Origin of the sequence: Micromonospora globosa, from assembly GCF_000717585.1 — a bacterium.
Taxonomy (GTDB): Bacteria; Actinomycetota; Actinomycetes; order Mycobacteriales; family Micromonosporaceae; genus Micromonospora; species Micromonospora aurantiaca.
The window spans coordinates 18,313-42,552 of record NZ_JNZR01000022.1 but is presented as its reverse complement, the minus strand read 5'-3'; the positions used below and the strand labels follow the sequence as shown (position 1 = coordinate 42,552).

22 protein-coding genes are annotated in these 24,240 nt (G+C 73.5%); 16 read left to right on the top strand and 6 right to left on the bottom strand.

The features are described 5' to 3' along the window. Nucleotides 1-15: 15 nt before the first annotated feature. From kdpB to IF06_RS0120215, 7 genes are all read left to right on the top strand, one after another. The gene (gene kdpB, locus IF06_RS0120245; protein WP_030272858.1) at nt 16-2,190 is read left to right on the top strand and encodes a potassium-transporting ATPase subunit KdpB; all 2,175 of its coding nucleotides are present in this window, start codon (nt 16-18) and stop codon (nt 2,188-2,190) included. Beyond that, the gene (locus tag IF06_RS0120240) at nt 2,190-3,071 is read left to right on the top strand and encodes a potassium-transporting ATPase subunit C (protein WP_030272857.1); all 882 of its coding nucleotides are present in this window, start codon (nt 2,190-2,192) and stop codon (nt 3,069-3,071) included. The genes kdpB and IF06_RS0120240 overlap by 1 nt, the downstream gene beginning before the upstream one ends. An 80-nt stretch (nt 3,072-3,151) precedes the next feature. Then, complete coding sequence (locus tag IF06_RS0120235) at nt 3,152-5,698, top strand: sensor histidine kinase (protein ID WP_030272856.1); 2,547 nt, start codon at nt 3,152-3,154, stop codon at nt 5,696-5,698. After that, nucleotides 5,695-6,375: a response regulator gene (locus IF06_RS0120230; protein ID WP_013473798.1), complete on the top strand. Its 681-nt coding sequence runs from the start codon at nt 5,695-5,697 to the stop codon at nt 6,373-6,375. The genes IF06_RS0120235 and IF06_RS0120230 overlap by 4 nt, the downstream gene beginning before the upstream one ends. A 58-nt stretch (nt 6,376-6,433) precedes the next feature. Continuing rightward, a complete protein-coding gene (locus IF06_RS0120225; protein WP_013283806.1) occupies nt 6,434-7,540 on the top strand; it encodes a magnesium and cobalt transport protein CorA in 1,107 nt (368 codons plus the stop codon). An 81-nt stretch (nt 7,541-7,621) separates the two neighbouring features. Next, on the top strand, nt 7,622-8,599 hold the full coding sequence (locus IF06_RS0120220) for an ion transporter (RefSeq protein ID WP_114919364.1): 978 nt from the start codon (nt 7,622-7,624) through the stop codon (nt 8,597-8,599). Nucleotides 8,600-8,710: 111 nt separating this feature from the next. After that, nucleotides 8,711-8,980 (top strand): GlsB/YeaQ/YmgE family stress response membrane protein, encoded by a 270-nt coding sequence (locus tag IF06_RS0120215; protein ID WP_013283808.1) that lies wholly within the window; start codon nt 8,711-8,713, stop codon nt 8,978-8,980. Between the two features lie 69 nt (nt 8,981-9,049). Here the strand turns inward: IF06_RS0120215 and IF06_RS0120210 are convergent, their stop codons facing one another. Then, nucleotides 9,050-10,633: a mucoidy inhibitor MuiA family protein gene (locus tag IF06_RS0120210; protein ID WP_030272855.1), complete on the bottom strand. Its 1,584-nt coding sequence runs from the start codon at nt 10,631-10,633 to the stop codon at nt 9,050-9,052. A 201-nt stretch (nt 10,634-10,834) separates the two neighbouring features. Between IF06_RS0120210 and IF06_RS0120205 the strand changes: the two genes are divergently transcribed. Continuing rightward, nucleotides 10,835-11,176: an STAS domain-containing protein gene (locus IF06_RS0120205; RefSeq protein ID WP_230651205.1), complete on the top strand. Its 342-nt coding sequence runs from the start codon at nt 10,835-10,837 to the stop codon at nt 11,174-11,176. Here IF06_RS0120205 and IF06_RS0120200 read toward each other — a convergent pair. Continuing rightward, nucleotides 11,156-12,424 (bottom strand): PP2C family protein-serine/threonine phosphatase, encoded by a 1,269-nt coding sequence (locus tag IF06_RS0120200; RefSeq protein WP_030272849.1) that lies wholly within the window; start codon nt 12,422-12,424, stop codon nt 11,156-11,158. The genes IF06_RS0120205 and IF06_RS0120200 overlap by 21 nt on opposite strands. Nucleotides 12,425-12,626: 202 nt before the next feature. Between IF06_RS0120200 and IF06_RS0120195 the strand changes: the two genes are divergently transcribed. The 5 genes from IF06_RS0120195 to IF06_RS0120175 are packed head-to-tail and all read left to right on the top strand — an operon-like array spanning nt 12,627 to nt 17,757. Beyond that, nucleotides 12,627-14,225: an ABC transporter substrate-binding protein gene (locus IF06_RS0120195; RefSeq protein WP_030272848.1), complete on the top strand. Its 1,599-nt coding sequence runs from the start codon at nt 12,627-12,629 to the stop codon at nt 14,223-14,225. After that, nucleotides 14,222-15,226, top strand: a complete 1,005-nt coding sequence (locus tag IF06_RS0120190; protein WP_030272847.1) for an ABC transporter permease — start codon at nt 14,222-14,224, stop codon at nt 15,224-15,226. The genes IF06_RS0120195 and IF06_RS0120190 overlap by 4 nt, the downstream gene beginning before the upstream one ends. Further along, nucleotides 15,219-16,085, top strand: coding sequence for an ABC transporter permease (locus tag IF06_RS0120185; protein WP_030272846.1), 867 nt, complete (start codon nt 15,219-15,221; stop codon nt 16,083-16,085). The genes IF06_RS0120190 and IF06_RS0120185 overlap by 8 nt, the downstream gene beginning before the upstream one ends. Continuing rightward, on the top strand, nt 16,082-17,050 hold the full coding sequence (locus tag IF06_RS0120180) for an ABC transporter ATP-binding protein (protein ID WP_030272844.1): 969 nt from the start codon (nt 16,082-16,084) through the stop codon (nt 17,048-17,050). The genes IF06_RS0120185 and IF06_RS0120180 overlap by 4 nt, the downstream gene beginning before the upstream one ends. After that, nucleotides 17,047-17,757, top strand: coding sequence for an ABC transporter ATP-binding protein (locus tag IF06_RS0120175; RefSeq protein ID WP_030272842.1), 711 nt, complete (start codon nt 17,047-17,049; stop codon nt 17,755-17,757). The genes IF06_RS0120180 and IF06_RS0120175 overlap by 4 nt, the downstream gene beginning before the upstream one ends. Before the next feature lie 7 nt (nt 17,758-17,764). Here the strand turns inward: IF06_RS0120175 and IF06_RS0120170 are convergent, their stop codons facing one another. The 3 genes from IF06_RS0120170 to IF06_RS0120160 form a co-directional block, all read right to left on the bottom strand. After that, the gene (locus IF06_RS0120170) at nt 17,765-18,205 is read right to left on the bottom strand and encodes a hypothetical protein (RefSeq protein ID WP_030272840.1); all 441 of its coding nucleotides are present in this window, start codon (nt 18,203-18,205) and stop codon (nt 17,765-17,767) included. Nucleotides 18,206-18,327: 122 nt separating this feature from the next. Beyond that, nucleotides 18,328-19,125, bottom strand: coding sequence for a S1 family peptidase (locus IF06_RS0120165; RefSeq protein WP_030272838.1), 798 nt, complete (start codon nt 19,123-19,125; stop codon nt 18,328-18,330). Between the two features lie 173 nt (nt 19,126-19,298). Next, complete coding sequence (locus IF06_RS0120160; protein WP_030272836.1) at nt 19,299-20,456, bottom strand: peptidoglycan DD-metalloendopeptidase family protein; 1,158 nt, start codon at nt 20,454-20,456, stop codon at nt 19,299-19,301. A gap of 134 nt (nt 20,457-20,590) precedes the next feature. Between IF06_RS0120160 and IF06_RS0120155 the strand changes: the two genes are divergently transcribed. After that, entirely contained in the window at nt 20,591-21,067 is a 477-nt protein-coding gene (locus IF06_RS0120155; RefSeq protein ID WP_013283820.1) for a TspO/MBR family protein, read from the top strand. A gap of 15 nt (nt 21,068-21,082) precedes the next feature. Here IF06_RS0120155 and IF06_RS0120150 read toward each other — a convergent pair whose 3' ends face one another. Continuing rightward, nucleotides 21,083-21,961, bottom strand: coding sequence for a helix-turn-helix transcriptional regulator (locus IF06_RS0120150; RefSeq protein ID WP_030272834.1), 879 nt, complete (start codon nt 21,959-21,961; stop codon nt 21,083-21,085). Between the two features lie 133 nt (nt 21,962-22,094). Here IF06_RS0120150 and IF06_RS0120145 point away from each other — a divergent pair, with 133 nt between their 5' ends. Continuing rightward, nucleotides 22,095-23,000, top strand: a complete 906-nt coding sequence (locus IF06_RS0120145) for an oxidoreductase (protein ID WP_030272832.1) — start codon at nt 22,095-22,097, stop codon at nt 22,998-23,000. A gap of 86 nt (nt 23,001-23,086) precedes the next feature. Then, entirely contained in the window at nt 23,087-24,154 is a 1,068-nt protein-coding gene (locus tag IF06_RS0120140; RefSeq protein ID WP_030272830.1) for a DUF2855 family protein, read from the top strand. Nucleotides 24,155-24,240 lie beyond the last annotated feature (86 nt).

Below are 24,240 nucleotides of genomic sequence, written 5' to 3'. Positions count from 1 at the left end.
ATGAGAGACAAGGACATGACCGCGCCTGCTCAGACTGCCGACGCGCCGACTCCCGGCACGCCGGGCCGCCGGGAGGACCGGGTCGGCGGCGGACTGCTCGACCCTCGCCAGTTGCTCCGGTCGTTGCCGGACGCGCTGCGCAAGCTCGACCCGCGCACCCTGTGGCACAACCCGGTGATGCTGATCGTGGAGATCGGCGCGCTGTTCACCACTGTGCTCGCGGTCGCCGACCCGTCGGTCTTCGCGGTCGCGATCACCGTCTGGCTCTGGCTGACCGTGATCTTCGCGAACCTGGCCGAGGCGGTCGCCGAGGGACGCGGCAAGGCCCAGGCCGACACGCTGCGCCGGGCCAAGCAGGACACCATCGCCACCCGCCTGGTCGGCTGGACGCCCGGTGCCGCCGCGAACGCGTACCGGGACGAGGCGGTGCCCGCCCCGCAACTGCGGCAGGGTGACGTCGTCCTGGTCGAGGCCGGGCAGGTCATCCCCGGTGACGGCGACGTGGTGGAGGGAATCGCCAGCGTCGACGAGTCGGCGATCACCGGCGAGTCCGCCCCGGTGATCCGGGAGTCCGGCGGCGACCGCAGCGCGGTCACCGGCGGCACCCGGGTCCTCTCCGACCGGATCGTCGTCCGGATCACCCAGAAGCCGGGCGAGAGCTTCATCGACCGGATGATCGCGCTGGTCGAGGGCGCCAACCGGCAGAAGACGCCGAACGAGATCGCGCTGAACATCCTGCTGGCCGCGCTGACGATCATCTTCCTGCTCGCCGTCGTCACGCTCCAGCCCATGGCGATCTTCGCCAAGGGTTACCAGGCCGCCGCGCCCGACACCGCGGCGATCACCGACTCCGGCGTCACCGGCGTCGTCCTCGTGTCCCTGCTGGTCTGTCTCATCCCGACCACCATCGGCGCGCTGCTGTCCGCGATCGGCATCGCCGGCATGGACCGGCTCGTGCAGCGCAACGTGCTGGCGATGAGCGGCCGGGCGGTCGAGGCGGCGGGCGACGTCAACACGCTGCTGCTGGACAAGACCGGCACGATCACGCTCGGCAACCGGCAGGCCGCCGAGTTCCTGCCGGTGACCGGCGTGGACGCGGCCACGCTCGCCGACGCGGCGCAGCTGTCCAGCCTGGCCGACGAGACCCCCGAGGGCCGCTCGGTGGTGGTGCTCGCGAAGAACGAGTACGGGCTGCGCGAGCGCGAGCCCGGTCTCATCCCGCACGCCACGTTCGTGCCGTTCACCGCGCAGACCCGGATGAGCGGCGTCGACCTCGACGCCGACGGGGGCGTCCGGCACGTCCGCAAGGGCGCGGCCGCCGCGGTGATGAAGTGGGTACGCGACAACGGCGGCCACCCGACCGAGCAGGTCGGTGAACTGGTCGACGGGATCAGCGGCACCGGCGGCACGCCGCTCGTGGTGGCCGAGCACGTGACCGGGGAACCGGCCCGGGCGCTCGGCGTCATCCACCTCAAGGACGTGGTGAAGGCCGGGATGCGGGAGCGCTTCGACGAGATGCGCCGGATGGGCATCCGCACCGTGATGATCACCGGTGACAACCCGCATACCGCGAAGGCGATCGCCGACGAGGCGGGCGTGGACGACTTCCTCGCCGAGGCCACGCCGGAGGACAAGCTCGCGCTGATCAAGAAGGAGCAGGAGGGCGGCCGGCTCGTCGCCATGACCGGCGACGGCACCAACGACGCGCCCGCGCTGGCCCAGGCGGACGTCGGCGTCGCCATGAACACCGGCACGTCGGCCGCGAAGGAGGCCGGCAACATGGTCGACCTCGACTCCGACCCGACCAAGCTGATCGAGATCGTGGAGATCGGCAAGCAGTTGCTGATCACCCGGGGTGCGCTGACGACGTTCAGCATCGCCAACGACATCGCGAAGTACTTCGCGATCATCCCGGCCATGTTCGCCGGCATCTACCCGTCGCTGGACCGGCTCAACATCATGCGCCTGGCCGGCCCCGAGTCGGCGATCCTCTCCGCCGTCGTCTTCAACGCGATGGTCATCGTGGCGTTGATCCCGCTGGCCCTGCGCGGCGTGCGCTATCGCCCGGCCAGCGCCTCGACGCTGCTGCGCCGCAACCTGTGGCTCTACGGCCTCGGCGGCATCGTGGTGCCGTTCGTCGGCATCAAGCTCATCGACCTGCTCGTCCAGTTCGTCCCGGGGATCTCGTGATGCGCCTTCCCAGTTGGCTCTCCCAGCACCTGGCCGCCCTGCGCGCGGTGCTCGTCTTCACCGTGCTGCTCGGCCTGGTCTACCCGCTCGCCCTGGTCGCCGTCGGCCGGCTCCCAGGCCTCGACGGCAGGGCGGACGGTTCACTGCTCACCGCCGGCGGCCGGACCGTCGGCAGCTCGCTGATCGGCCAGTCGTTCACCGACGCGGACGGCAACCCGGTCCCGCGCTACTTCCAGTCCCGCCCGTCGGCCGCCGGGGACGGCTACGACCCGACCGCCACCGCGGCGGGCAACCTCGGCCCGGAGAGCGTGGTGGACACGCTCACCGGCGATGAGGAGACCTCCGCGCAGAGCCTGCTCACCCAGGTCTGCGCCCGCAGCAAGGCGGTCGGGGAACTCGACGGCGTGGACGGGCGGCGCCCGTACTGCACGCCGGACGGGGTGGGCGCGGTGCTCGCCGTGTTCCGCGCCGACGGCCTCACCGGCCGGGTCACCCGCGTGGTGAGCGTCAACCAGGCCGCGCCCGCGACGCCGTTCGTCGCCACCTGGCAGGGCGTACCGGTGGAGGCGGCGCAGCCCGGCCACGACTACGTGGCCGAGGGCGGCATCGTCACCCCGGTACGCGGGGACGCCCCGGCGCGCCCGGCCGTGCCGGCCGACGCGGTCACCGCCAGCGGCAGCGGCCTCGACCCGCACATCTCCCCGGCGTACGCCCGGATCCAGGTGGCCCGGGTGGCGCGGGAGCGCGGCGCGGACCCGGCGGCGGTACGGCGGCTGGTCGCCGAGCACACCACCGGCCGGGCGCTGGGCTTCATGGGCGAGCCCGGTGTGAACGTGCTGGAACTCAACCTGGCGCTGGACGAGGCGTTCCCGGCGCGCTGACGGAAGTGTTAAGAAGGGCCCCCTTCACCTCGCGAGGCGTTAACAGGGGGCCCTTCCTTCCACTCGGGGAGGATGGGGGCGTGGGCAGGGGTGAACTGCGGATCTATCTCGGTGCCGCTCCGGGCGTCGGGAAGACGTACGCCGTGCTCGAAGAGGCCCAGCGCCGGGCCGAGCGCGGCACCGACGTGGTGATCGGCCTGGTCGAGACGCACGGCCGCCGGCACACCGCCGAGATGATCGGCGACCTGGAGGTGGTGCCGCGCCGGTCGATGACGTACCGGGGTGTCGAGTTCACCGAGATGGACCTGGACGCGGTGCTGGCCCGGCGGCCCGAGGTCGTCGTGGTGGACGAGCTGGCGCACACGAACGTGCCCGGCTCCCGCCACGAGAAGCGCTGGCAGGACGTGCAGGAGCTGCTCGACGCCGGGATCAGCGTGCTCTCCACTGTCAACGTGCAGCACCTGGAGTCGCTGAACGACGTGGTCGCGCAGATCACCGGCACCACCCAGCGGGAGACCGTGCCGGACCAGGTGGTCCGGGCCGCCGAGCAGGTCGAGCTGGTGGACATGACGCCGGAGGCGCTGCGCCGCCGGATGGCGCACGGCAACATCTACCGGCCCGACAAGATCGACGCCGCGCTCGGCAACTACTTCCGGGTCGGCAACCTCACCGCGCTGCGCGAACTGGCGCTCCTCTGGCTGGCCGACAAGGTCGACGAGCAGCTCGACGCGTACCGCGCCCAGCAGGGCATCTCCGACACCTGGGAGGCGCGGGAACGGGTGGTGGTCGCGCTGACCGGCGGCCCGGAGGGCGAGACGCTGATCCGCCGGGCGGCCCGGATCGCCGCCCGCAGCAAGGGCGCCGACCTGCTCGCCGTGCACGTGGCCCGCAGCGACGGGCTCGCCGGCGCCGACCCGGCCCAGCTGGCCCGGCAGCGGGTGCTGGTGGAGAGCCTCGGCGGCACGTACCACCAGGTGCTCGGCACCGACATCCCGGCGTCGCTGCTGGACTTCGCCCGGGGCGTCAACGCCACCCAGCTCGTGCTCGGCGCGAGCCGCCGGGGCCGGTTCGCGCAGGTGTTCTCCCGGGGCGTCGGGGTGACCACCACCGCGCTGTCCGGCCCGATCGACGTGCACCTGGTCACCCACCCGGAGGCGGGGCGCGGGCGCCGGGGCACGTCGGTGCCCGCCGCGCTGTCCCGACGCCGGCGCCTGATCGGGTACGCGCTCGCGGTGCTCGGCATGCCGCTGCTCACGCTCGTGCTGCGGACGCTGCCCGACCTCACCCTGACGAACGACATCCTGCTGTTCCTCGCCGGTGTGGTGGGCGTGGCGCTCGTCGGCGGGCTGTGGCCCGCGCTGGTCGCCGCGCTCGGCGGTTCGCTGCTGCTCAACTGGTTCTTCACCCCGCCGTACCGGACGCTCACCATCGCCGAGGCGGACAACCTGCTCGCCCTGGGCGTGTTCGTCGGCGTCGCCATCGCGGTGAGCTGGGTGGTCGACGTGGCGGCCCGGCGTACCCGGGAGGCGGCCCGGGCCTCCGCCGACGCGCAGACCCTGGCCACCGTGGCGGGCAGCGTGCTGCGCGGTGAGCGGCCGCTGCCCGCGCTGCTGGACCGGCTGCGGGAGACGTTCGGGCTGCGCGCGGTGAGCGTGCTGGAGCTGACCGACGAGGCCGGCGGACGCCCGGCGCGCGCCCGGGGGGCGGACGCCTGGCGGGTGGTGGCGAGCGTCGGCGAGCGGCCGCCCGGCAGCCCGGGCGCGGGCGAGACCGTGGTGCCGGTGGACGACCGGCTCAGCGTGGTGCTCGCCGGCCGGCGGCTGGAGGCGGCCGACCGGCGGGTGGTCGAGGCGTTCGCCGCGCAGGCCGCCGTCGCGCTGCGCCAGGAACGGCTGGCCGAGGAAGCCGCCACCGCCCGTCCGCTCGCCGCCGCCGACCGGATGCGGACCGCGCTGCTCGCGGCGGTCAGCCACGATCTGCGTACGCCGCTGGCGTCGGCCAAGGCGGCGGTGAGCAGCCTGCGCAGCCACGACGTCGAGTTCGACGCGGACGACCGGGAGGAACTGCTCGCCACCGCCGACGAGTCGCTGGACCGGCTGGGCCGGCTGGTGGCGAACCTGCTCGACATGAGCCGGTTGCAGGCCGGCGCGCTGGGAGTGAGCGCCACAGCGATCGGGCTGGAGGACGCCGTACCCCTGGCCCTTGACGAACTGGGCCCGGCGGCGGCCGAGGTGACCACCGACATCCCGGCCGACCTGCCGGCGGCGCTCGCCGACCCGGGCCTGCTGGAGCGGGTGCTGGTCAACATCGTGGCGAACGCGCTGCGGCACAGCCCGCCCGGCCGGCCGCCGGCGATCACCGGCAGCGCGCACGCCGGACAGGTCGAGCTGCGGGTGATCGACACCGGCCCGGGCATCCCGGAGGACCAGTGGGAGCACGTCTTCCTGCCGTTCCAGCGCCTCGGCGACCGGGACAACCAGACCGGGGTGGGCCTGGGGCTGGCGCTGTCCCGGGGACTGGCCGAGGCGATGGGTGGCAGCATCACCCCGGAGACCACGCCCGGTGGCGGTCTCACCATGGTGCTGCGGCTGCCGGCCGCCACCCAGCCGGAGGGGCCGCAGGAATGACCCGGATCCTGGTCGTCGACGACGAGCCGCAGATCCTGCGCGCGCTGCGGATCAACCTGCGCGCCCGGGGCTACGACGTCGAGGTCGCCGACAGCGGCGCCGCCGCGCTCAAGGCCGCCGCCGGGCACCCACCGGACCTGGTGGTGCTCGACCTCGGCCTGCCCGACCTGGACGGCACCGACGTCATCCGGGGCCTGCGCGGCTGGACCGCCGTGCCGATCATCGTGCTGTCCGGACGGGCCGGCAGCGAGGACAAGGTGGCCGCGCTCGACGCGGGCGCCGACGACTACGTGACCAAGCCGTTCGGGGTGGACGAGCTGCTCGCCCGCATCCGCGCGGTGACCCGGCGGCTCGCCCCGGCCACGCCCGCCGTGCCCGCGCTGCGGATCGGCCGCAACACCGTCGACCTGGCCGACCGGACCGTCACCCGGGACGACGGCGTCGAGGTCAAGCTCACCCCCACCCAGTGGGCCATGCTGGAGAAGCTGCTGCGCAACCCGGGCAAGCTGGTCAGCCAGCGCCAGTTGCTGCACGACGTGTGGGGACCGGAGTACCACCACGAGACGAACTACCTGCGGCAGTACATGGCCCAGTTGCGCCGCAAGCTGGAGGACGACCCGGCCCGGCCCCGCCACCTGATCACCGAACCGGGCATGGGCTACCGCTACCGCCCCTGACGTTTGCGCGAGCGCGGGCGGGGGACTCGGCGACCCGGCCGAGCAGCGGGGGAGGGGCATGGCGGACAACCGGTCCTCGGAGGGGTTCGGCCGCCGCCTCGACGAGCACGCCATCGACGCGGGCGCGGCCGAGCCGGAGCGACCCGACGGGCTGGTCGACAGCGGCGTCTACGTCGGCGGCGTACGCCGGGCGTCGCCTGTCACCCTCGCCGACACGTTCCGCTGCCTGCAACACCTCGACGACGCGATGGCCTGGATCGGGCTGCGCCGCCCGGGCCGGGAGGAGGTGGCCTCGCTCGCGGCCGAGTTCCAGCTCCCCGACCTGGCCGTCGAGGACGCGATCAACGCCCACCAGCGCCCCAAGCTGGAACGCTACGGCGACACCCTGTTCGTGGTGCTGCGCGCCGCCCGCTACCTGGACGCCCGGGAGGCGGTCGAGTTCGCCGAACTGCACCTGTTCCTCGGCCCCGGTTTCGTGATCACCGTGCGGCACGGCGGCACGCCCGACCTGGCCGGGGTACGGCGGCGGCTGGAGGCCGAACCCGAGGTGCTCGCGCTCGGCCCGGAGGCGGTGCTCTACGCCGTGCTCGACCGGGTGGTGGACGGCTACGCGCCGGTGGTGGCCGGGCTGGAGAACGACATCGACGAGATCGAGACCGAGGTGTTCGGCGGCGACCCGAACGCCAGCCGCCGCATCTACGAGCTGAGCCGCGAGGTGATCCAGTTCCAGCGGGCCGCCCGGCCGCTGCTGAAGGTGGTCGACGCGCTCACGCACGGCTTCGACAGGTACGGCACGGACGAGGAACTGCGCCGCCGGCTGCGCGACGTGGCCGACCACCTGACCCAGGTGGTGGAGCGGGTGGACGGGTTCCGGCACCTGCTCCAGAACATCCTCACAGTCAACGCCACACTGGTGTCGCAGGCGCAGAACGAGGAGATGCGCAGCCTGACCGCTGCCAGCTTCGAGCAGAACGAGGAGATCAAACGGGTCTCCGCGTGGGCGGCGATCCTGTTCGCACCCACCCTGATCGGCACCGTCTACGGGATGAACTTCACCCACATGCCGGAGCTGGACTGGCGGTACGGCTACCTGTTCGCGGTCACCCTGATGCTCGCCGTCTGCGGCGCGCTCTACCTGCTGTTCAAGCGCCGCGGCTGGCTGTGATCCGGGCCCTGCGCACCTCGGCCCGGGCCGCCCGCCCGTGGTGATCCACTAGAGTGTCCGGGTGGCTACCCCCTGTCGTCCGTGCGTCGTCCGGCTCTCGTGTGCCGGAGGGGAACGCTGATCGGGGACACGGTTCCGGCACCGCGCGGCGGGCGCCGGACCAGTGACGGAAAGCGCGGGCTGGCCGGCCACTGTGCCCGGATCGTCGCGTCCCGGCCGTTCGAGGTGGCCATCGTGGTGCTCATCATGGCCAACGGCGTGGTGCTGGGCATCGAGACGTACCCGAACCTCGGGGCCGCCGGGCCGGTGCTGCGGTGGACGGAGTGGATGTTCCGGGCGGTCTTCGTCGTGGAGATCACCATCCGGGTGCTCGCGTACGGCCGCCGCCCGCAGGACTTCTTCCGGCACGGCTGGAACGTCTTCGACCTGCTGGTGACAGCAGCCATATTCGTCCCGGGCCTGCACGGCGACTCGGCTGTGCTGCGGTTCATCCGGGTCGCCCGGGTGCTGCGCCTCGTGCGCTTCTCACCCGGCCTGCGGACCATCGTCGCGGCGCTGTGGCGCAGCCTCCCAGGCGTCGCGGGTTTCCTCGCGCTCGCCGCCGTCACGCTCTACGTGTACGGCATGGCGGGCTGGCTGATCTTCGGCGACCGCTACCCCGAGCAGTACGGCGACATCGGCCGCTCGCTCGTCACGCTGTTCGTGCTGCTGTCCCTGGAGACGCTGCCGGACCTGCTGGAACAGGGTCTGGAGGTGTCGCCGTGGACGCTGCTCTACTACGTCAGCTTCGTGATGATCGCGGTCAACCTCCTGCTGAACATCCTCATCGCCGTCATCGTCAACTCGATGGAGGAGGCGCGCCGGCTGGAGATGACCGAGGGGCTGGCCTCCGACTACGACTCCGACGGGGACGGGATACCGGACGAGGTGGACCGGATCGCGATCAGCCAGCGACTGGACGACCTGCGCATGGTGATCGCCGAGTTGGAGCGGGAACTGCGCATCGACCGGGAGGAGCCGCCCGGCGCGCCGCGCCGCCGCCAGCCCTCGGACCACTGATCAGGGACGGTCATGACAGTTCCGTGACGAACGCGGCTCCCGGGTTTGGCCGAGCGGTTGATCGGGGCAACCAGCCAGACGCCAACACATCTGAGGGAAGGGACGCCTCTCGTGGAGATCACGGGCTTCTTCACCGCGCTCATCATCGGTCTCGTCATCGGTGCGCTCGGGCGCCTTGTGGTGCCGGGCAAGCAGAACATCCCGATCTGGCTGACCCTGCTCATCGGTGTGGTCGCCGCGTTCGTCGGCACGCTGGTGGCCGGCGCGTTCGGCGTCGACGACACCCCCGGCATCGACTGGATCGAGCTGTTGCTCCAGGTCGGCTTCGCCGCCATCGGCGTCGCCGTCTTCGCCGGCCTCTACGGCCGCCGCCGCATCTGAGGACCGAAGGAAGGGCCCCTTCTTAACGCATCGCGCATAAGAAGGGGCCCTTCTTAACGTGTGCGCCGGCTACTCCCGCCAGCCGGTCAGCTCGACGCCCTTGGCCAGCTCCACCCGGAAGCCGAGGGCGATCTCGCCGCTCTCACCAGGTGCCAGTGACAGCCGCCAGGTCAGCTCACCCAGCTCCGTACGCTCGGCCGGCGACGGCGTCAGCGCGGTCTCGCGTACCACCACCGCCTCGTCCCGGGACACCGGCAGCTGATCCTGTACCTCCACAGTGGCCGGCCGAGGCGTGTGGTTCGCCACAGTGATCCGGTACTCCACCTCCCGCCGCCGCGTCGACCCGAGCGTGGCCTTGCTCTCGGTGCGCCGGGACAGCTTCCGCTCCACCCGCAGCCGGTCGTCCACCCCGAGCGCCAGCTCGGTCTCCTCGCCCGGCGCCCACGTCTTCAGCCGCGTCGCCGCCACGAAATCGGCGCCGTGGAAGACCGACGCCGGGCCGGGCAGCAGCGTGTGGTCCGACGTGTTGCGGACCGTGGCCCGCAGGTGCGCCTCGGCGGCACGCACCGGCACGCTCACGTGGTCCAGCCGGGCCGGCAGCTCCAGCACCGCGATCGTCACCCGGTGCGCGCTGCCGTCCGCGGGCACCGCCACCGGCCGCGCGGGACGGTAGGTAGCCGCCGTCACGCCCTGCTCCACCTCGGCGACGCTCTCCCGCACCGCCGGCGCCGCGGACCGTGCCGCGCGGGGACGGCCCGCCGGTGCCGCGCCGGGCGCCGGGGGCGGCACCACGCCGCCGAACGACGCGGCCGACACGGCCATCGGCGGCTCCGGCCGGAGCCGGTCGAGATACCAGGGCGACAATTCGGGTACGCCGCTCGCCGCCGCCGGACGGGCCGTGGAGAGCTGGAGTTCGCACTCCGGCCAGTCCTCCCCGGTGCCCTGGCTGACCAGCCCGAACCAGGTGACAGTCATGGTGTCCTCGACCAGCCGCAGGTCGTAGGAGGGCGTCCAGCGGGCGCCGTCCACCAGATATGTCAGCTCCAGCTCCACCTCGGTGTCGTCGGCGTCCACCGAGACGGACACCTCGGCGGCCAGCCGGTCCGGCTCCCGCTTGCCGCGCGCCGCGTCCAGCTCTCGGTCGACGGCGGCCAGCTCCTCGGCCAGCTCGGTGCGCCGCCGGGCCAGCCCGCGCCGCCGGGCCCGCGACTCGGTGAGCTGACCGGACACCGAGTCGGTGAAGGCCGCGACGTCGGCCGGGGCCGCGTCGCCCGTGGCCAGCGCCCGGGCGTACGTGCCACCGGCCCGCTCGGCGAGCCGGGTGAGGAACTCGCCGCGCTGTTCCTCGACCACGTCGGTGTCACCGACCTCGGCCAGCTCGTCCGCCAGTTCCCGCCGCCGCCGTTCCAGCTCGACCACCTGGGCGTCGGTGCTGCGAGGTTGCCGCCACGCGGTCACGTCCACCCCGAGTACGGTCACCGCTCCCCGGCCACCCACCCGGATCGAGTCCCGGCGCAGGCCCAGCGGGAGCGGGGCGACGCGTACCCGGTGGTCGCCCGCGGCCAGCCGGACGCCGCCGCGGCGGGTGACCCGGGCGCGGTCCGGGTAGACGGTCACGCCGACGACGGGCGCATCGATCTCCACAGTGTCCACGGCGGCGAGGGTAGTTCAGGCGCGCCCGCGGCGGGGCTGCCGCAGAGCGGATACGCGGTAACGCGCACTGAGGTGTCCTCCACCACTTCGCGGGTAGGCCGCTGAACCGCCGCGCACCTACGGGAGGCGATCAGGGCGGATTTCTGGCACGGTGTCGGGTAGCGACGGGTGTGCGGTGGAGGGGGAGTGGTGGAGTTCTCGGTGACGACCAGGCAGGGGCGTGTCGGCCCGGTGATCGAGGTCGCCGGCGACCTGGACATGGCCAGCGCACCGACGTTGCGTGACCGGTTGCTCGAGGTGGTGGAGACCGGCGCCCGGACGGTGGTCGTCGACCTGACCCAGGTCGGATTCGTGGACTCCAGCGGCCTGGGCGCGCTCGTGCTCGTCTACAAGAACCTGCGGGAGCGCGACGGCTGGCTCGGTCTGGCCGTCGTCCGCCAGTCGATCCGCAACGTCTTCTCGATCACCTCGGTGGACCGCGTCATCCCGCTCTTCGGCACGGTGCGTGACGCCGAGGACGGCTCACCGGCGGCGGTGCGCTGAGCGCTCCTCGTCCGGGCTGACGCGGGCGGTGTCGGCACCGGCGGTGCTGCGCCGCGGCCCGTGGTCGCCGTACCAGTCGACGACGAGCAGCGTGGCGTCGTCGGTCAGCGCCGGCCCGGCGATCTCCAGCACCGCGTCGGACAGCGCCCGGACCGCCTCGCGGGGATGCAGGTGGGAGAGGCGGAGCAGGGCGGCGGGCAGGTCGAGGTCGGCGGCGTTGCGGTCGCGCATGCCGTCGGTGACCACCACCAGCCGGTCGCCGGGTAGCAGTGGCAGCTCCCCGCTGCGGTAGCTCTCGCCGGGGAACATCCCGAACGGGAAGTTGCCCGGCAGGTCCACCGGTACGACCCGGCCGTCCCGGACCAGCATCGGTGGGACGTGCCCGGCGTTCACCAGTTCGCAGCGTCCCGTGGTCAGGTCGATGCGGCCCAGCACGGCGGTGACGTACGCGCCGCGTACGTTCGCGTTCTCCGCGACGGCCCGGTTGGCCGCCTCGGCCTGGGCGACCAGGCCGGCGCCACGGCGGCGGCTGTTGCGCAGGCTGCCCACGCCGAGGGTGGCGGTGAGCGCGCTCGCCACGCCGTGGCCCATCGCGTCGGTGACGCTGAGGTGCAGCAGGTCCCGGGCCAGGCTGTAGTCGAAGGTGTCGCCGCCGACGCTCGCGGCGGGTTCCAGCCAGCCGGAGAGGGCGAAGGCACCGGCCTCGCAGGTGAACGAGGCGGGCAGCAGGCGACGCTGGATCTCGGCGGAGAGGCTGAACGGGGTGGTGCGCTGTCCCCACTCGAACAGGTCGGTGTGCCTGCGGTTGGCGATGACCACGAACGCCAGCGCGTGCGCGGTACGGGCGACCCAGTTCACCACGTCGCCGTCCGGCTCGTCGGGCAGCTCGATCTCCAGCAGGCCGATCGCCTCACCGCGGTCGGTGACCGGCGCCAGCACGGTCCACGTGCCGTCGCGGCGGATGACCTCGGGCGCCTGCTGGCGGAGTGCGCGTTCGTAGGGCCCGCCGTCGAACGGGAGCACCTCGGCGTCCTCCTCGCCGTGACGCCGGCCGGTACCGCCGCCGGCCGGCTGGTGCGTCAGCCGGACCAGCGCACGGCCGCTGAGGTCGGCGATCAGCAGCGAGACGCCGCGCGCGTTCAGCGCCGTGGCGATGACGCCGGTGACGGCCTCGACCGCCTGTACCGGGGCGGCGTCCTCGGCCGACTGCAACATCCCGGCCAGCACCGCCTGCTCGCTGTCCTTCACCCCCCGAGCATATTCAGCGCGCCGGACGTCCGCCTGGCGAGCGACACCGGGGGCGGCGGGTCGCCGTCATCGACCAGAGGTTATTGCATATAGTTGGCAACTACCGAATAGTGGCGGTAGCGGGCGCTCCGGCACGCGATGATCGATCCTCGCCGGAGCGCCCGCCCGCTGCCACCCGCAGACGAGTGTTCGAGGGGTTGCCGTGGCGATCAGACCCAAGCCCGTGCGCGTGGCCGCGGTGCTCGCCGCCGCCCTGCTCGCCGCCGCCGGTTGCTCGTCGCCCACGGCGTCGACAGGCGGCCCGAAGGGCGCGGCCACGCTCGTGGTCGCCACCGCCGGCGAGCCGGACACGCTCAACCCGGTGCTCAACTACGGCGTCGACGGCGCATCGCTGATCTTCGACGGGCTGGTCGCCCGGGACGCCCGCAACGAGCTGGTGCCCGCACTAGCCCGTGAACTGCCTGCCGTCTCGGCGGACGGGAAGACAGTCACCGCGAAGCTGCGCGAGGGCGTGCTGTTCCACGACGGCAGCCCGCTGACCGCCCAGGACGTGGTGTTCACCTACCAGGCGGTGCTCGACCCAGGAGTCGACTCCACGCTGCGGTCCGATCTGGACATGCTCGCCTCCGTCACCGCGCCCGACCCGGCGACGGTCGTGTTCACCCTCAAGTACGCGTACGCGCCGTTCCTGCAACGGCTGGCGCTGGGGATCGTCCCGGCGAAGGCGTTCGCCGGGCAGGACGTCAACAAGGCCGCGTTCAACCGCAAGCCGGTCGGCACCGGCCCGTACCGGTTCACCTCCTGGACACCCGGTGACCGGCTCGTGCTCGCGGCCAACGAGACGTACTGGGGTGGCAAGCCGGCGAACTCCGGCGTGGTGGTGGCGTTCGTCGCCGACGACAACGTCCGGGCCCAGCGGATGCGGGCCGGCGAGTTCGACGCGGCGGAGCTGGCACCGAAGCTCGCGTCCGGGTTCGAGGGCCGGGACGGCTACCGGGTGCAGAAGGTGCCGACCGCCGACTACCGGGGCGTCATGCTGCCGATGGGCAACCCGGTCACCGGCGACCTCGCGATCCGGAAGGCGCTGAACGTCGCGGTGGACCGGCAGGCCATGGTGACAGGCGTGCTCGGCGGTGCGGGCGAACCCGCGTTCGGCCCGGTGCCGCCCACGTCGGAATACGCCGAGCCGTCGATCGCCGGCAGGCCCGCCGCCGACACCGCCGCGGCGACCGCCGCGCTGGACGCCGCCGGGTGGAAGCCCGGCCCGGACGGCATCCGGGTGAAGGACGGGCGGCCGGCCGCGTTCGCGCTCATGTACCCGGCCACCGACAGCCTGCGCAAGGAACTGGCCCTGGCCGTCACCGCCGATGCGAAGAAGGCCGGGATCAAAGTCACGCCGGAGGGCCTGACCTGGGACGCGATCACCCCGCGGATGGGTGACGACGCGCTGATGATGGGCTACGGCACGCCGTACGACCCGGACTTCGTCTCGTACAAGCTGTTCAGCTCGGCCTTCGCCGGGCAGGGCTTCTTCAACCCCGGTTCGTACCGCTCGGCTGTCACCGACGCCGCGTTGCAGGAGGGCCGGGACAACGCCGACCCGGCCGCCCGCAAGGCCGCGTACGCCACGTTCCAGAAGCAGCTCGCCGCCGACGTGCCGTGGGTGTTCCTCACCTACCTCCGGCACACCTACGTGCTGAAGGACGCCGTGACCGGGGTGACGCCGCGGGTCGAGCCGCACGAGCACGACGTCGCCAACAGCATCTGGTGGAACGTGCACACCTGGACGAAGAAGCCGTGACGGCAGCCGTGACCGGCCGGCGGCGGCCGGCCGGGGCCGGCACTGTGGTCCGCCGGCGGCTGCTGGTGGCGGTACCGGTGCTGGCCGCCACCAGCATGGGCATGTTCGCCCTCGGCGCCGCCTCCCCGATCGACCCGGCCCAGCAGTACGCGGGCGCGGCGGCGTTCACCACCAGCGAGGAGAACCTCGCGCAGATCCGCGCCAACTGGGGCGTCGACGATCCGCTGCCGGTGCAGTACGCCCGCTGGATCGGCAACCTGCTGCGCGGCGACCTCGGGTGGTCGACGAGCCGGCACGAGCCGGTCACCTCGGTGCTCGCCGCCCGGGCCGGCTGGACGCTGCTGCTGGTCGGCACCGCTCTGGCCCTGGTGCTGGTGGCGAGCGTGCTGCTGGGCACGCTGGCCGCGTACCGGCGCGGCGGCTGGTTCGACAGGGCGCTGCGCGCCGTCGCGTACGCCGTGCAGTCCATGCCGGTTTTCTGGATCGGCCTCGCGGCGATCGCCGTGTTCGCCCTCAGCCTCGGGTGGCTGCCCGCCGGCGGGCTCACCGACATCACCGCCACGGGCACCGACCCGGCCGACGTGGCCCGGCACCTGGTGCTCCCCGTGACGGTGCTGGCGATCTCCCAGGCGCCGTGGTTCGTGCTGTTCGTCCGCGACGCGGTCGCCGAGAGCCTGCGCGACGACCACGTCCTGGCCGCCCGCGCCCGAGGGCTCCCCGGCCGGGTCGTCCTGTTCGGACACGCGCTGCGGACCGCGCTGCTGCCGTTCCTCACCCTGGTCGGCACGCACCTGCCCGAACTCGTCGGCGGCGCGGTCCTGGTGGAGACCGTGTTCTCCCTGCCCGGCCTCGGCGCGGTCACCGTCGAGGCCGCGCTGGGCGCCGACTTCCCGCTGCTCGCGGCCACGACGCTGGCCACCACCGTCGTGGTGCTGACCGCGAACCTGGTCACCGACCTCGCCTACGCCGCCGCCGACCCCCGGGTACGCCTCGATGACTGACCTCGCCCTCCCTGCGCGCGTCCGGCGCCTGCGCCTCCCCGGCGGCGTCGGCACGACCGTCGCCGTCGTCGTGCTCGCCGGTGTCGTCGCCGCCGCGCTTCTCGCCCCGGTCCTGTGGCCGCTCGACCAGAGCGCCGTCGACCTCTCCCGTACCCGCCTCGCGCCGTCGGCCGACAACCTGGCCGGCACCGACGACCTCGGCCGCGACGTGGCTCTGCGCAGCCTCTACGGCCTGCGCGTCTCGCTGCTCGTCGGCGCGGTCGCCGCGCTCGTCGCGGCGGTCATCGGCGGCCTGGTCGGCGCCGTCGCCGGCAGCGTCGGCGGCTGGGTCGACCGGGCGCTCATGCGCGTCGTGGACACCGTCGCCGCGCTGCCGCACCTGCTGCTGGGCATCTTCATCGTGGCGATGCTGCGCCCCAGCCTCGGCGCGGTGATCGCGTCCATCGCGCTGACGCACTGGCTGTCCACCGCCCGGATCGTCCGCTCCGAGCTGCTCAGCCTGCGCAACCGGCCGTTCGTGGACGCCGCGATCTCCGGCGGTGCCGGGCGCGTCCGGGTGCTCACCCGGCACCTGCTGCCGCACGTGCTGCCGCGCCTGGCGCTGGCGACCACGCTCATGGTGCCGCACGCCGTCTGGCACGAGACCGCGCTGTCGTTCCTCGGCCTCGGCCTGCCGCCGCACCTGGCCTCGATCGGCAACATGATCAACGACGGGCAGCGGTCACTGCTCACCGGCGCCTGGTGGGCCAGCATCGTCCCCGGCCTCCTGCTCGTGGCGGCCACGCTGGCGCTCGCCGTGCTCACCGGCCGCTGGCGTGACCGCCTCGACCCGCGCGTACGAGCGGAGCTGCACCTGTGACCGCCCCGGCGCTGCTGACCGTCGACGGGCTGACCGTCCGTTTCCGGCTGCGCGACGCGGTCGTGCACGCCGTCACCGACCTGAGTCTCACGCTGCGGCCCGGCGAGCTGCTCGCAGTGGTCGGTGAGTCCGGGTGCGGCAAGTCCGTCCTCGCGCACGCCCTGCTCGGCCTGCTGCCGCGCAACGCCACCGTCACCGGGCAGGCCCGCCTGCACGCGCCGGGACGCGAGGAGGCCGACCTGATCGGCGCGGGGGAGCGGCACCTCGCCCGGCACGTACGCGGCCGGGGCGTGGGCCTCGTCCCGCAGAGCCCCGCCACCGCGCTCACCCCGGTGCGTACCGGGCGGAAGCTGCTGGAGGAGACGCTGCGCGCCCACGGACACAGCCGCCGCGACGCGCCGGCCGCCGCCGCCCGGATCGCCGCCGACGTGGGTCTCGACCCGGCCGACCTGAACCGGTACCCGCACGAGCTGTCCGGCGGCATGGCCCAGCGGCTCGCCACCGCGCTCGCCCTCGCGCCCGACCCGCCGGTGCTGCTCGCCGACGAACCCACCACCGGCCTGGACCGGCCGCTCGTCGACCACACGCTGGATCTGCTGCGCCGCCGCTGCGACACCGGCGCCGCCGTCCTGCTCATCACGCACGACCTGACCGCCGCGCGCCGCGTCGCGGACACCGTCGCCGTGATGTACGCCAGCCGCATCGTCGAACATCGCCCGGCCGGGGCGCTGTTCGACGGCCCGGCCCACCCGTACACCGCCGGTCTGCTCGACGCGCTGCCCGATCGCGCCTTCGTTCCGGTACCCGGCCACCCGCCTGCGCTCACCGACCTGCCCGGCGGCTGCGCCTTCGCCCCGCGCTGCGCCCGCGCCACCGACACCTGCGACGCCCTGCCCCGCCTCGCCGCCGACGGCGAGGGCCGGGTCGCCTGCCACCACCCGCTGCGCGAGGAGGTACCGGCATGACGCTCACGGTTCCCGGCGCGACCGACGCCGCCGCCCCGGGCGCCGCGCCGGCCGCCGGGCTCGCCGCGCACCAGGTCTGCGTCGCGTACGGCGGGCAGCGCGTCCTCGACCGGGTCGACCTGCACGTCGCCCCGGGCGAGACGGTCGGACTGCGCGGCCCCTCGGGCAGCGGCAAGTCCACTCTGGCCCGCGTCCTCGCCCTGCTGCACGCCCCGGACGGCGGTCACGTCACGATCGACGGTCAACCGCTCGGCGGCGTCCGCCACCGCCTGCCAGCGCACCTGCGCACCCGCGTCGCGATCCTGTTCCAGAGCCCGCGCGCCGCCACCGACCCGCGGCTCAGCCTCGCCGACATCATCGCCGAGCCGCTACGCGCCACCGGCACATCACGCGAGCAGGCGGCCGCCCGTACGGCGGAACTGGCCGACCTGGTCGGCCTCACCGCCGACCTGCTGACCCGCCGGCCGCACGCGGTGAGCGACGGGCAACTGCAACGCGCATGCCTGGCCCGCGCCCTGGTGCATCGGCCGGACTACCTGCTCTGCGACGAGGCCACCGCGATGCTCGACGCCTCCACCCAGGCGCACGTCGCCGCCGTCGTCACCGACTACCAGCGCCGGCAGGGAGCCGGGGTCCTGGTCATCACCCACGACCCGGCGCTGATGGCCCGCTGGGCCAACCGGGTGGTGGACCTGCCGGCGGCGTGACGTCGCGTCACTCCTGCACCGGGCAGCGTACGACGCCCAGCGCCCCGGCGACGACGGCCCCGAATCCGACGGCCATGAGCGGCATCCCCATCCCGAAGGGCAGCTCACCGACCCAGTTGATGCTGTCGCGCTCCGGCAGCGCGCCCAGGCTCACCGCGACCACCGCACCGGCGAGGAACATCCCGGCCACCGCCGCGCCGACCGCGAGCTTGGCGCACGCCACGCTCCGCCCGGCCCAGAGACCGGCGAGGACGGCGATCACCAGGGACACCACGACCAGCCAGGTCCAACCGCCCTCGGCCTCCAGGTAGGTCCAGCCCGAGTACGACCACTGATGGAGGCGGCTGGCGCGGAACCAGGGGATCAGGTAGCCGAGCAGCGCGGTGGCGCTGCCGACCAGGAGCAGCGCGTCGGGGGCGGGGCGGTACCAGCGAGGGGAGTCGTCCATGCGTCCGGAAGGTAGCAGTCACCCTCATCCACGTGCACAGGCGACGGTGCCGCGGCCCGGCCGTACGGACGTGGCGGTGACCCGGCCGCTGCGCCGCGACCGGGCCACCGCGCCCCGCGCTGTCAGCCGCCCAGACTCGCGGCGGCGGACTGGATCGCCGAGGCGAACGTGCTGACCTGGGTGTAGACGCCGGGGTAGTTGGGGCGGGCGCAGCCGTTGCCCCAGCTCACGATGCCCACCTGAATCCAGGCGTTGGCGGCGTCCCGGCGGAACATCGGGCCACCCGAGTCACCCTGGCAGGTGTCGACACCGCCGCTGGCGTACCCGGCGCAGATCTCCTCGCCGGGAATGACGTCACCGCCGTAGTAGCGGTTGCAGGTGGTGTCGTCGACGAACGGCACGCTGGCCTTGAGCAGGTAGCGCTGCTGTGCGCCGCCCTCCCGCGCGGCGCCCCAGCCGGCCACCGTGAAGGTGCCGTTGTCGTACGCCGTGCTGGTCGCGATCTTGAGCGTGGCGAGCGAGGTGACCGGGGAGGCGAGCCGGATCAGCGCCCAGTCGTCGCCGTTGCCGTTGTAACCGGGGGCGCGGTAGACGTAGTTGGAGCGGACCTGGATCCGGCTGGAGGACTGGAGGTCCACCACGCCCAGGGTGGCGGTGATGCTGGTGTTGGCGCCGGTGCGGCCGACGCAGTGCGCGGCGGTGAGGACCAGTCGCGGGCTGTAGAGCGCTCCGCCGCAGCCCATCGAGAGCCGAACCATGAACGGGAACTCGCCCTGCGCGGCCCGGGTGCCGCCGACGACGTACGGCGTCATGTCCCCGGCCGGGGCCGCTCCGGCCGGCGCCACCATCGTGACCGCTCCCGCGGTGACCACTGCCAACACGGCCGCCATCCGGCCGAGGAATCTGCGCCAACGGACCATGGTCCCTCCCGACATCGACTGTGTGCCGCCCGGCCAGGCCGCACTCGAGGTGGCAGGAGCTTATGGACGTTCATCTATGAACTGCAATGGATGTGGGCATCCCGTCTGTGTCATACGCCGCGCGCGCCGGCGCCGTGCTCGGCACCGGCGCGCGCCGGACGACGGGAGTGGGGTCAGCACCAGCCGTTGATCGGCCCGTTGACGCCGGTGGACAGGTAGGCGTCGGACACCCAGCTGCCGTCGCTGAGCCGGTCCCACAACGCGGTGGTGCCGTACCGGCCGGTGTGCGAGGTGCCGTTGGCGGAGCAGGAGACGGTGACCGTGGCGCCGTCCGCGAGCGATCCGAGGACGCCGTACCCCGTTCCGGGGCCGGAGCGCCGGGTCAGCGTGCCACCGCCGTTCGCGTCGACGAGTCCCTGGTTGAAGCCGAGCGCGCCGTAGTTGTAGACGGCGCCGCCCACGCCCGCGAAGGCGGATCCGTGCCGGGCGCCACCCTGGTACTCGCCGGCGCCGTTGACGAAGTCCCACTTGCCGATGCCGTGCCCGGCGATCGGGACGTAGACCGAGTTCTGCCGCAGCCCGAAGTGCACGTGCCGGCCGGTGGCGGAGCCGCCGCAGGTGACGTCGGTGCCGGTGTAGCCGAGGTACGCGCCCTGCCCGACGGCGGCGCCGTTCACCGAGATGCTGCTCCACAGGTGGTAGTAGTCGGTCGAGTAGCCCCGGTCGTGGATGACCCGGATCCACCCGGTGCACATCGTGTACGCGGTTCCGGCCCGCGCGGCCCGGACCACCTGGTCGCCACCGGCGAGGTCGACGGAACTCCACGGCGCGCCGCCGCCCCAGCCGTGCGGCCCGCCGGTGAGCGTCCACGTCTGCCCGACCGCGAACGGCAGCGCCATGCCGGTCCGGAAGTCGCTCCCCGCGTACATCGGTGCGACGGGCGTGGTGAACACCGCCTTCTCGTCCGTGTTCACCAGCGGTGACGCGGCGGCCAGGTCACCGAACGACGCCTCGCCGTCGAACGCGACGGTCCAGCCCTTGCCGTCGGCCCGCGCGAGGAAGACCGACCCGGTGGGGTGCGCGTCCCGGGACCGGTCCGCCAGCAGCACCGCGGTGCCGAAGGCCCATCCGCCGCTCGCCCGGGTGACGGTGACCCGGGTCCGCTGCGGCCCGGCGGTCCGGGTCGCGGCGTCGGCCTGGCCGAGGAGTTTCGCGGTCACCGCGTCGGTGACGGGCGCGGGTGCCGGGCGGGGCGCGGCCGAGGCCGGGGCCGGCACCACGGCCCAGGCGCCGATCGCCGCCAGCGTGAAGGAGAGCACGAGCCGTCGCATGGGGCCTCCTATCGACAAGCATCACTGAATGGCGAGGCTATCGAAGGGCATGAAAATTGTCTACGAGTTCCGCATGCTCCGGTGAAGGATCTGTGCGTCGGGTTGATTCGCGGCTGGCCGGGTAGCTGAGCGGTATGCGAGTACCGACCCTGGTCAAGACCGCGGCAGCAGTCACCGCGACCGCCGCCGCGGGCGCCGCCGCCACCTCCACCGGCACCTCGTCGCGCTGGTACCGCCGTCTGCGAAAGCCCGCCTGGCAGCCGCCGTCGGCCGCGTTCCCCCTCGTCTGGACCCCGCTGTACGGGCTGATCGCGGTCGCCGGTGCGCGGGCGCTGGACCGCTCCGAGGGGCCCGAGCGCGCCGCGTTCGCCCGCGGCTACGCGCTCAACCTGGCGCTCAACGCCGGCTGGACCGCCCTGTTCTTCGGCGCCCGCAGGCCCGGCGCCGCGCTGGCCGAGATCGCCGCGCTCAACGCGTCCAACCTGGTGCTGCTGCGCCGCGCGGCGCGCACCGACCGTCCCGCCGGGGCGGCGCTCGCCCCGTACGTCGCGTGGACCCTCTTCGCCACCGCGCTCAACGGCGCGATCGTCGGCCTCAACCGGGGACGGTGACCGGCGTTCCGCTGATCAAGGTCGGCCGTCGGCGGCCGCCGGGCGGGTCGCGCGCCACGACGCCAGGAGCCGCAGCCGATCCGCGTCCGGGCTGCCCGGCTCGGCGGTGAAGACGAGCACGACCGGGCCGGGACTGCCCGGCAGCGGATAGGTGTCCCAGTCCAGGACGATGTCGCCCAGTCCTGGTACCCGGAACGTCTTCGTGCCGCTCACCGAGGCGCGGACGTCGTGCCGTGCCCACAGCCGCCGGAACTCCGCGCTGCGGATGCTCAGCTCGCCGACGATCGCGGTGGCGCGGGGATGGGTCGGGTCGTCGGCGACGGCGGCGCGGAGCATGCCGATGTAGTCGAGCGCCTGCCGCTCCCAGTCCGGGCAGCTCCGTCCCCCGGTCAGCGCGTCGTCGAACAGCAGCAGGAGCATGTTGAGCCGGCCGGGCGGGTGGTCCGCCGGGTCGCCGAGCAGCGCCTGCGCCATCGGGTTCCAGTCGAGCAGGTCCAGATGTCGGCCGAGGACGACAGCCGGCGTGTCCATCACCCGCAGCAGCCGCCGGGTGCCGTCCGGCACCCGCTCCGGCTCCCGGTCGACGCTGGCGGGCACCGGCCGCCGGGCGGCCCGGGCCAGCGTGAACAGGTGCCGGCGTTCGGTGTCGTCCAAGCCGAGGGCGCCGGCGAGCGCGTCCAGGACGTCGTCCGAGGGGCGTACCTCCCGGCCCTGCTCCATCCGCTGGTAGTAGTCGGTGCTCAGCCCGGCCAGCAGGGCCAGTTCCTCCCGCCGCAGGCCGGTCACCTTGCGCCGGCCACCCGGCTCCAGGCCGACGTCGCGCGGGCGCAGTCGGCCGCGCCGGGCGCGCAGGAAGGCGCCCAGCTCGCGTGCGTACGGATGCGGGCTGCTCATGCCGCCAGTCTGCCGCGACGCCGCCCGCCCAGGGTAGGTCCCGCGGACCTAGGCAACCGCGAACGACCGAGCCGGGCCCGATCGCTCCTAGCGTCATCGCTCGACACGAACCGCCGTACCCGAGGAGCAGCAGATGACCGGATGGACCGCCGACCGCATCCCCGACCAGCGCGGCCGGGTCGCCGTCGTGACCGGAGCGAACTCGGGCCTCGGCCTGGTCACCGCCACCGAACTGGCCCGCCGTGGCGCCCACGTCGTGCTGGCCGTGCGGAACACCGCCGCCGGCCGGCAGGCCGCCGGCCGCATCGGCGGCGACACCGAGGTACGCGAGCTGGACCTGGCCGGCCTCGAATCGGTACGCGCGTTCGCCGCGAAACTGACCGCCGACCACCCGACGATCGACCTGCTCGTCAACAACGCCGGTGTGGTGCTGCTCGGCCCGCGCCGTACCTCCGCCGACGGCTTCGAGCTCCAGTTCGCCACCAACATGCTGGGCCCGTATGCGCTGACCGGCCTGCTGCTGGACGCCCTCGCCGGGGCACGGGCGGCGCGGGTGGTGAGCCTCAGCTCGCTCACCCACCGCAACGCGCGGCTCGACTTCGGCGACCTGATGTCCGAGCGCGACTACCGGGCCTCCGCCGCGTACGGCCGCTCGAAGCTCGCCACCACCGTCTTCGGCGTCGAGCTGGACCGTCGCGTGCGCGCGGCCGGATTGCCGATCGTCAGCGCGCTGGCGCATCCCGGTCTCACCCGCAGCAACCTCACGCCGCGGGCCTGGGAACACCGGGGCCGGCTGGGACGAATGATCGGGCGGCTGGGCCTGCTCGCCACTCAGCCGGTCGAGCAGGGCGCCCTGCCGCAGTTGCGGGCGGCGACCGACCCGGAGGTACGCGGCGGCCAGTTCTTCGGCCCGTCCCGGCTCTTCGAGACCTGGGGCCCGGTGGCCGAGGCGCGGCTGAACCGGCAGGCCGCCGACCCGGCTGTCGGTCAGCGCCTCTGGGCTGCGGCGGCGGAGCTGACGGGTGTTCGTTACCTCTGAACCGGCGGTGCGCAACGATGCGTCGAGTGGGATTTTGCACTCCCAGTGCACTTGTCTCCGGTTTCGCGGCTGCCTAGCGTCAGGCCATGGCTGACTCGTGGACGTTCGCTGTGGCCCGTGACGACCTCGCTCGCACCACACTCGTCGACGGCGCTGTGCCCGACCTCGCCGACGGGGAGGCGCTGCTGCGCGTGGACCGCGTCGGCCTGACCGCCAACAACGTGACGTATGCGGTGCTCGGTGAGGCGATGCGCTACTGGGAGTTCTTCCCGCCGCAGCCCCGAGGCCTCAACGACCGGTGGGGCCTCCCGCCGCTGTGGGGCTTCGCCGAGGTGGTCGCGTCCACAGTGTCCGGCGTCGAGCCGGGACACCGGGTCTACGGCTACCTGCCGCCCGCGGGCCACCTGGTGGTACGCCCGGACCGGGTGGACGGGTCCGGGTTCCGCGACGCGAGCGCGCACCGGGCCGGCCTGCCGTCGCCGTACAACTCCTACCGGTCGACCACCGGCGACCCCGCCTACCGGGCGGAGCAGGAGGACCTGCTGATCCTGTTCCGGCCGCTGTTCTTCACCTCGTTCATGCTCGCCGACCAGGTGATCGACGAGGACGCCTACGGCGCGCGGTCGCTGGTGCTGTCGTCCGCGTCGAGCAAGACGGCGTACGCCACCGCGTTCGAACTGCACGGCCGAGGCCCGCGCCTGATCGGGCTCACCTCGCGGGGCAACCTCGCCTTCACCAGGTCGCTGGGCTGCTACGACGATGTCCTCTCCTACGACGAGATCGGCGCGCTCGACGCCGTACCGACCGTCTATCTCGACCTGTCCGGTTCACCCGCCACCCGCGCCGCCCTGCGCGCGCACCTCGGCGACCTGCTGGTCCGGGACATCGCAGTCGGACTCACCCAGCAGACGCCCAACGCGGGTGCCGCCGGGGAGGTCTTCTTCGCGCCGGTGCGCATCCGCAAGCGGAGCCAGGACTGGGGTCGCGACGGGCTCGACGAGCGGTTCGCCGACGCCTGGCAGCGGTTCTCCCGGGTGGTGAGCGGATGGCTCGACGTGCGGGTCGGCGCCGGCCCGGAGGCGCTGCGGGACGCGTGGCTCGACGTCCTTGCGGGCCGTACGCCGCCCCGGGTGGGGCACGTCGTCCAGCTCTGAGTCGGTCGCCGATTCCGGCCGTGGCGCGCCCGCCCGGCCGATGCGCGCTAGGCTGACGACGCGGGGTACCGATGACTGATCGCCAC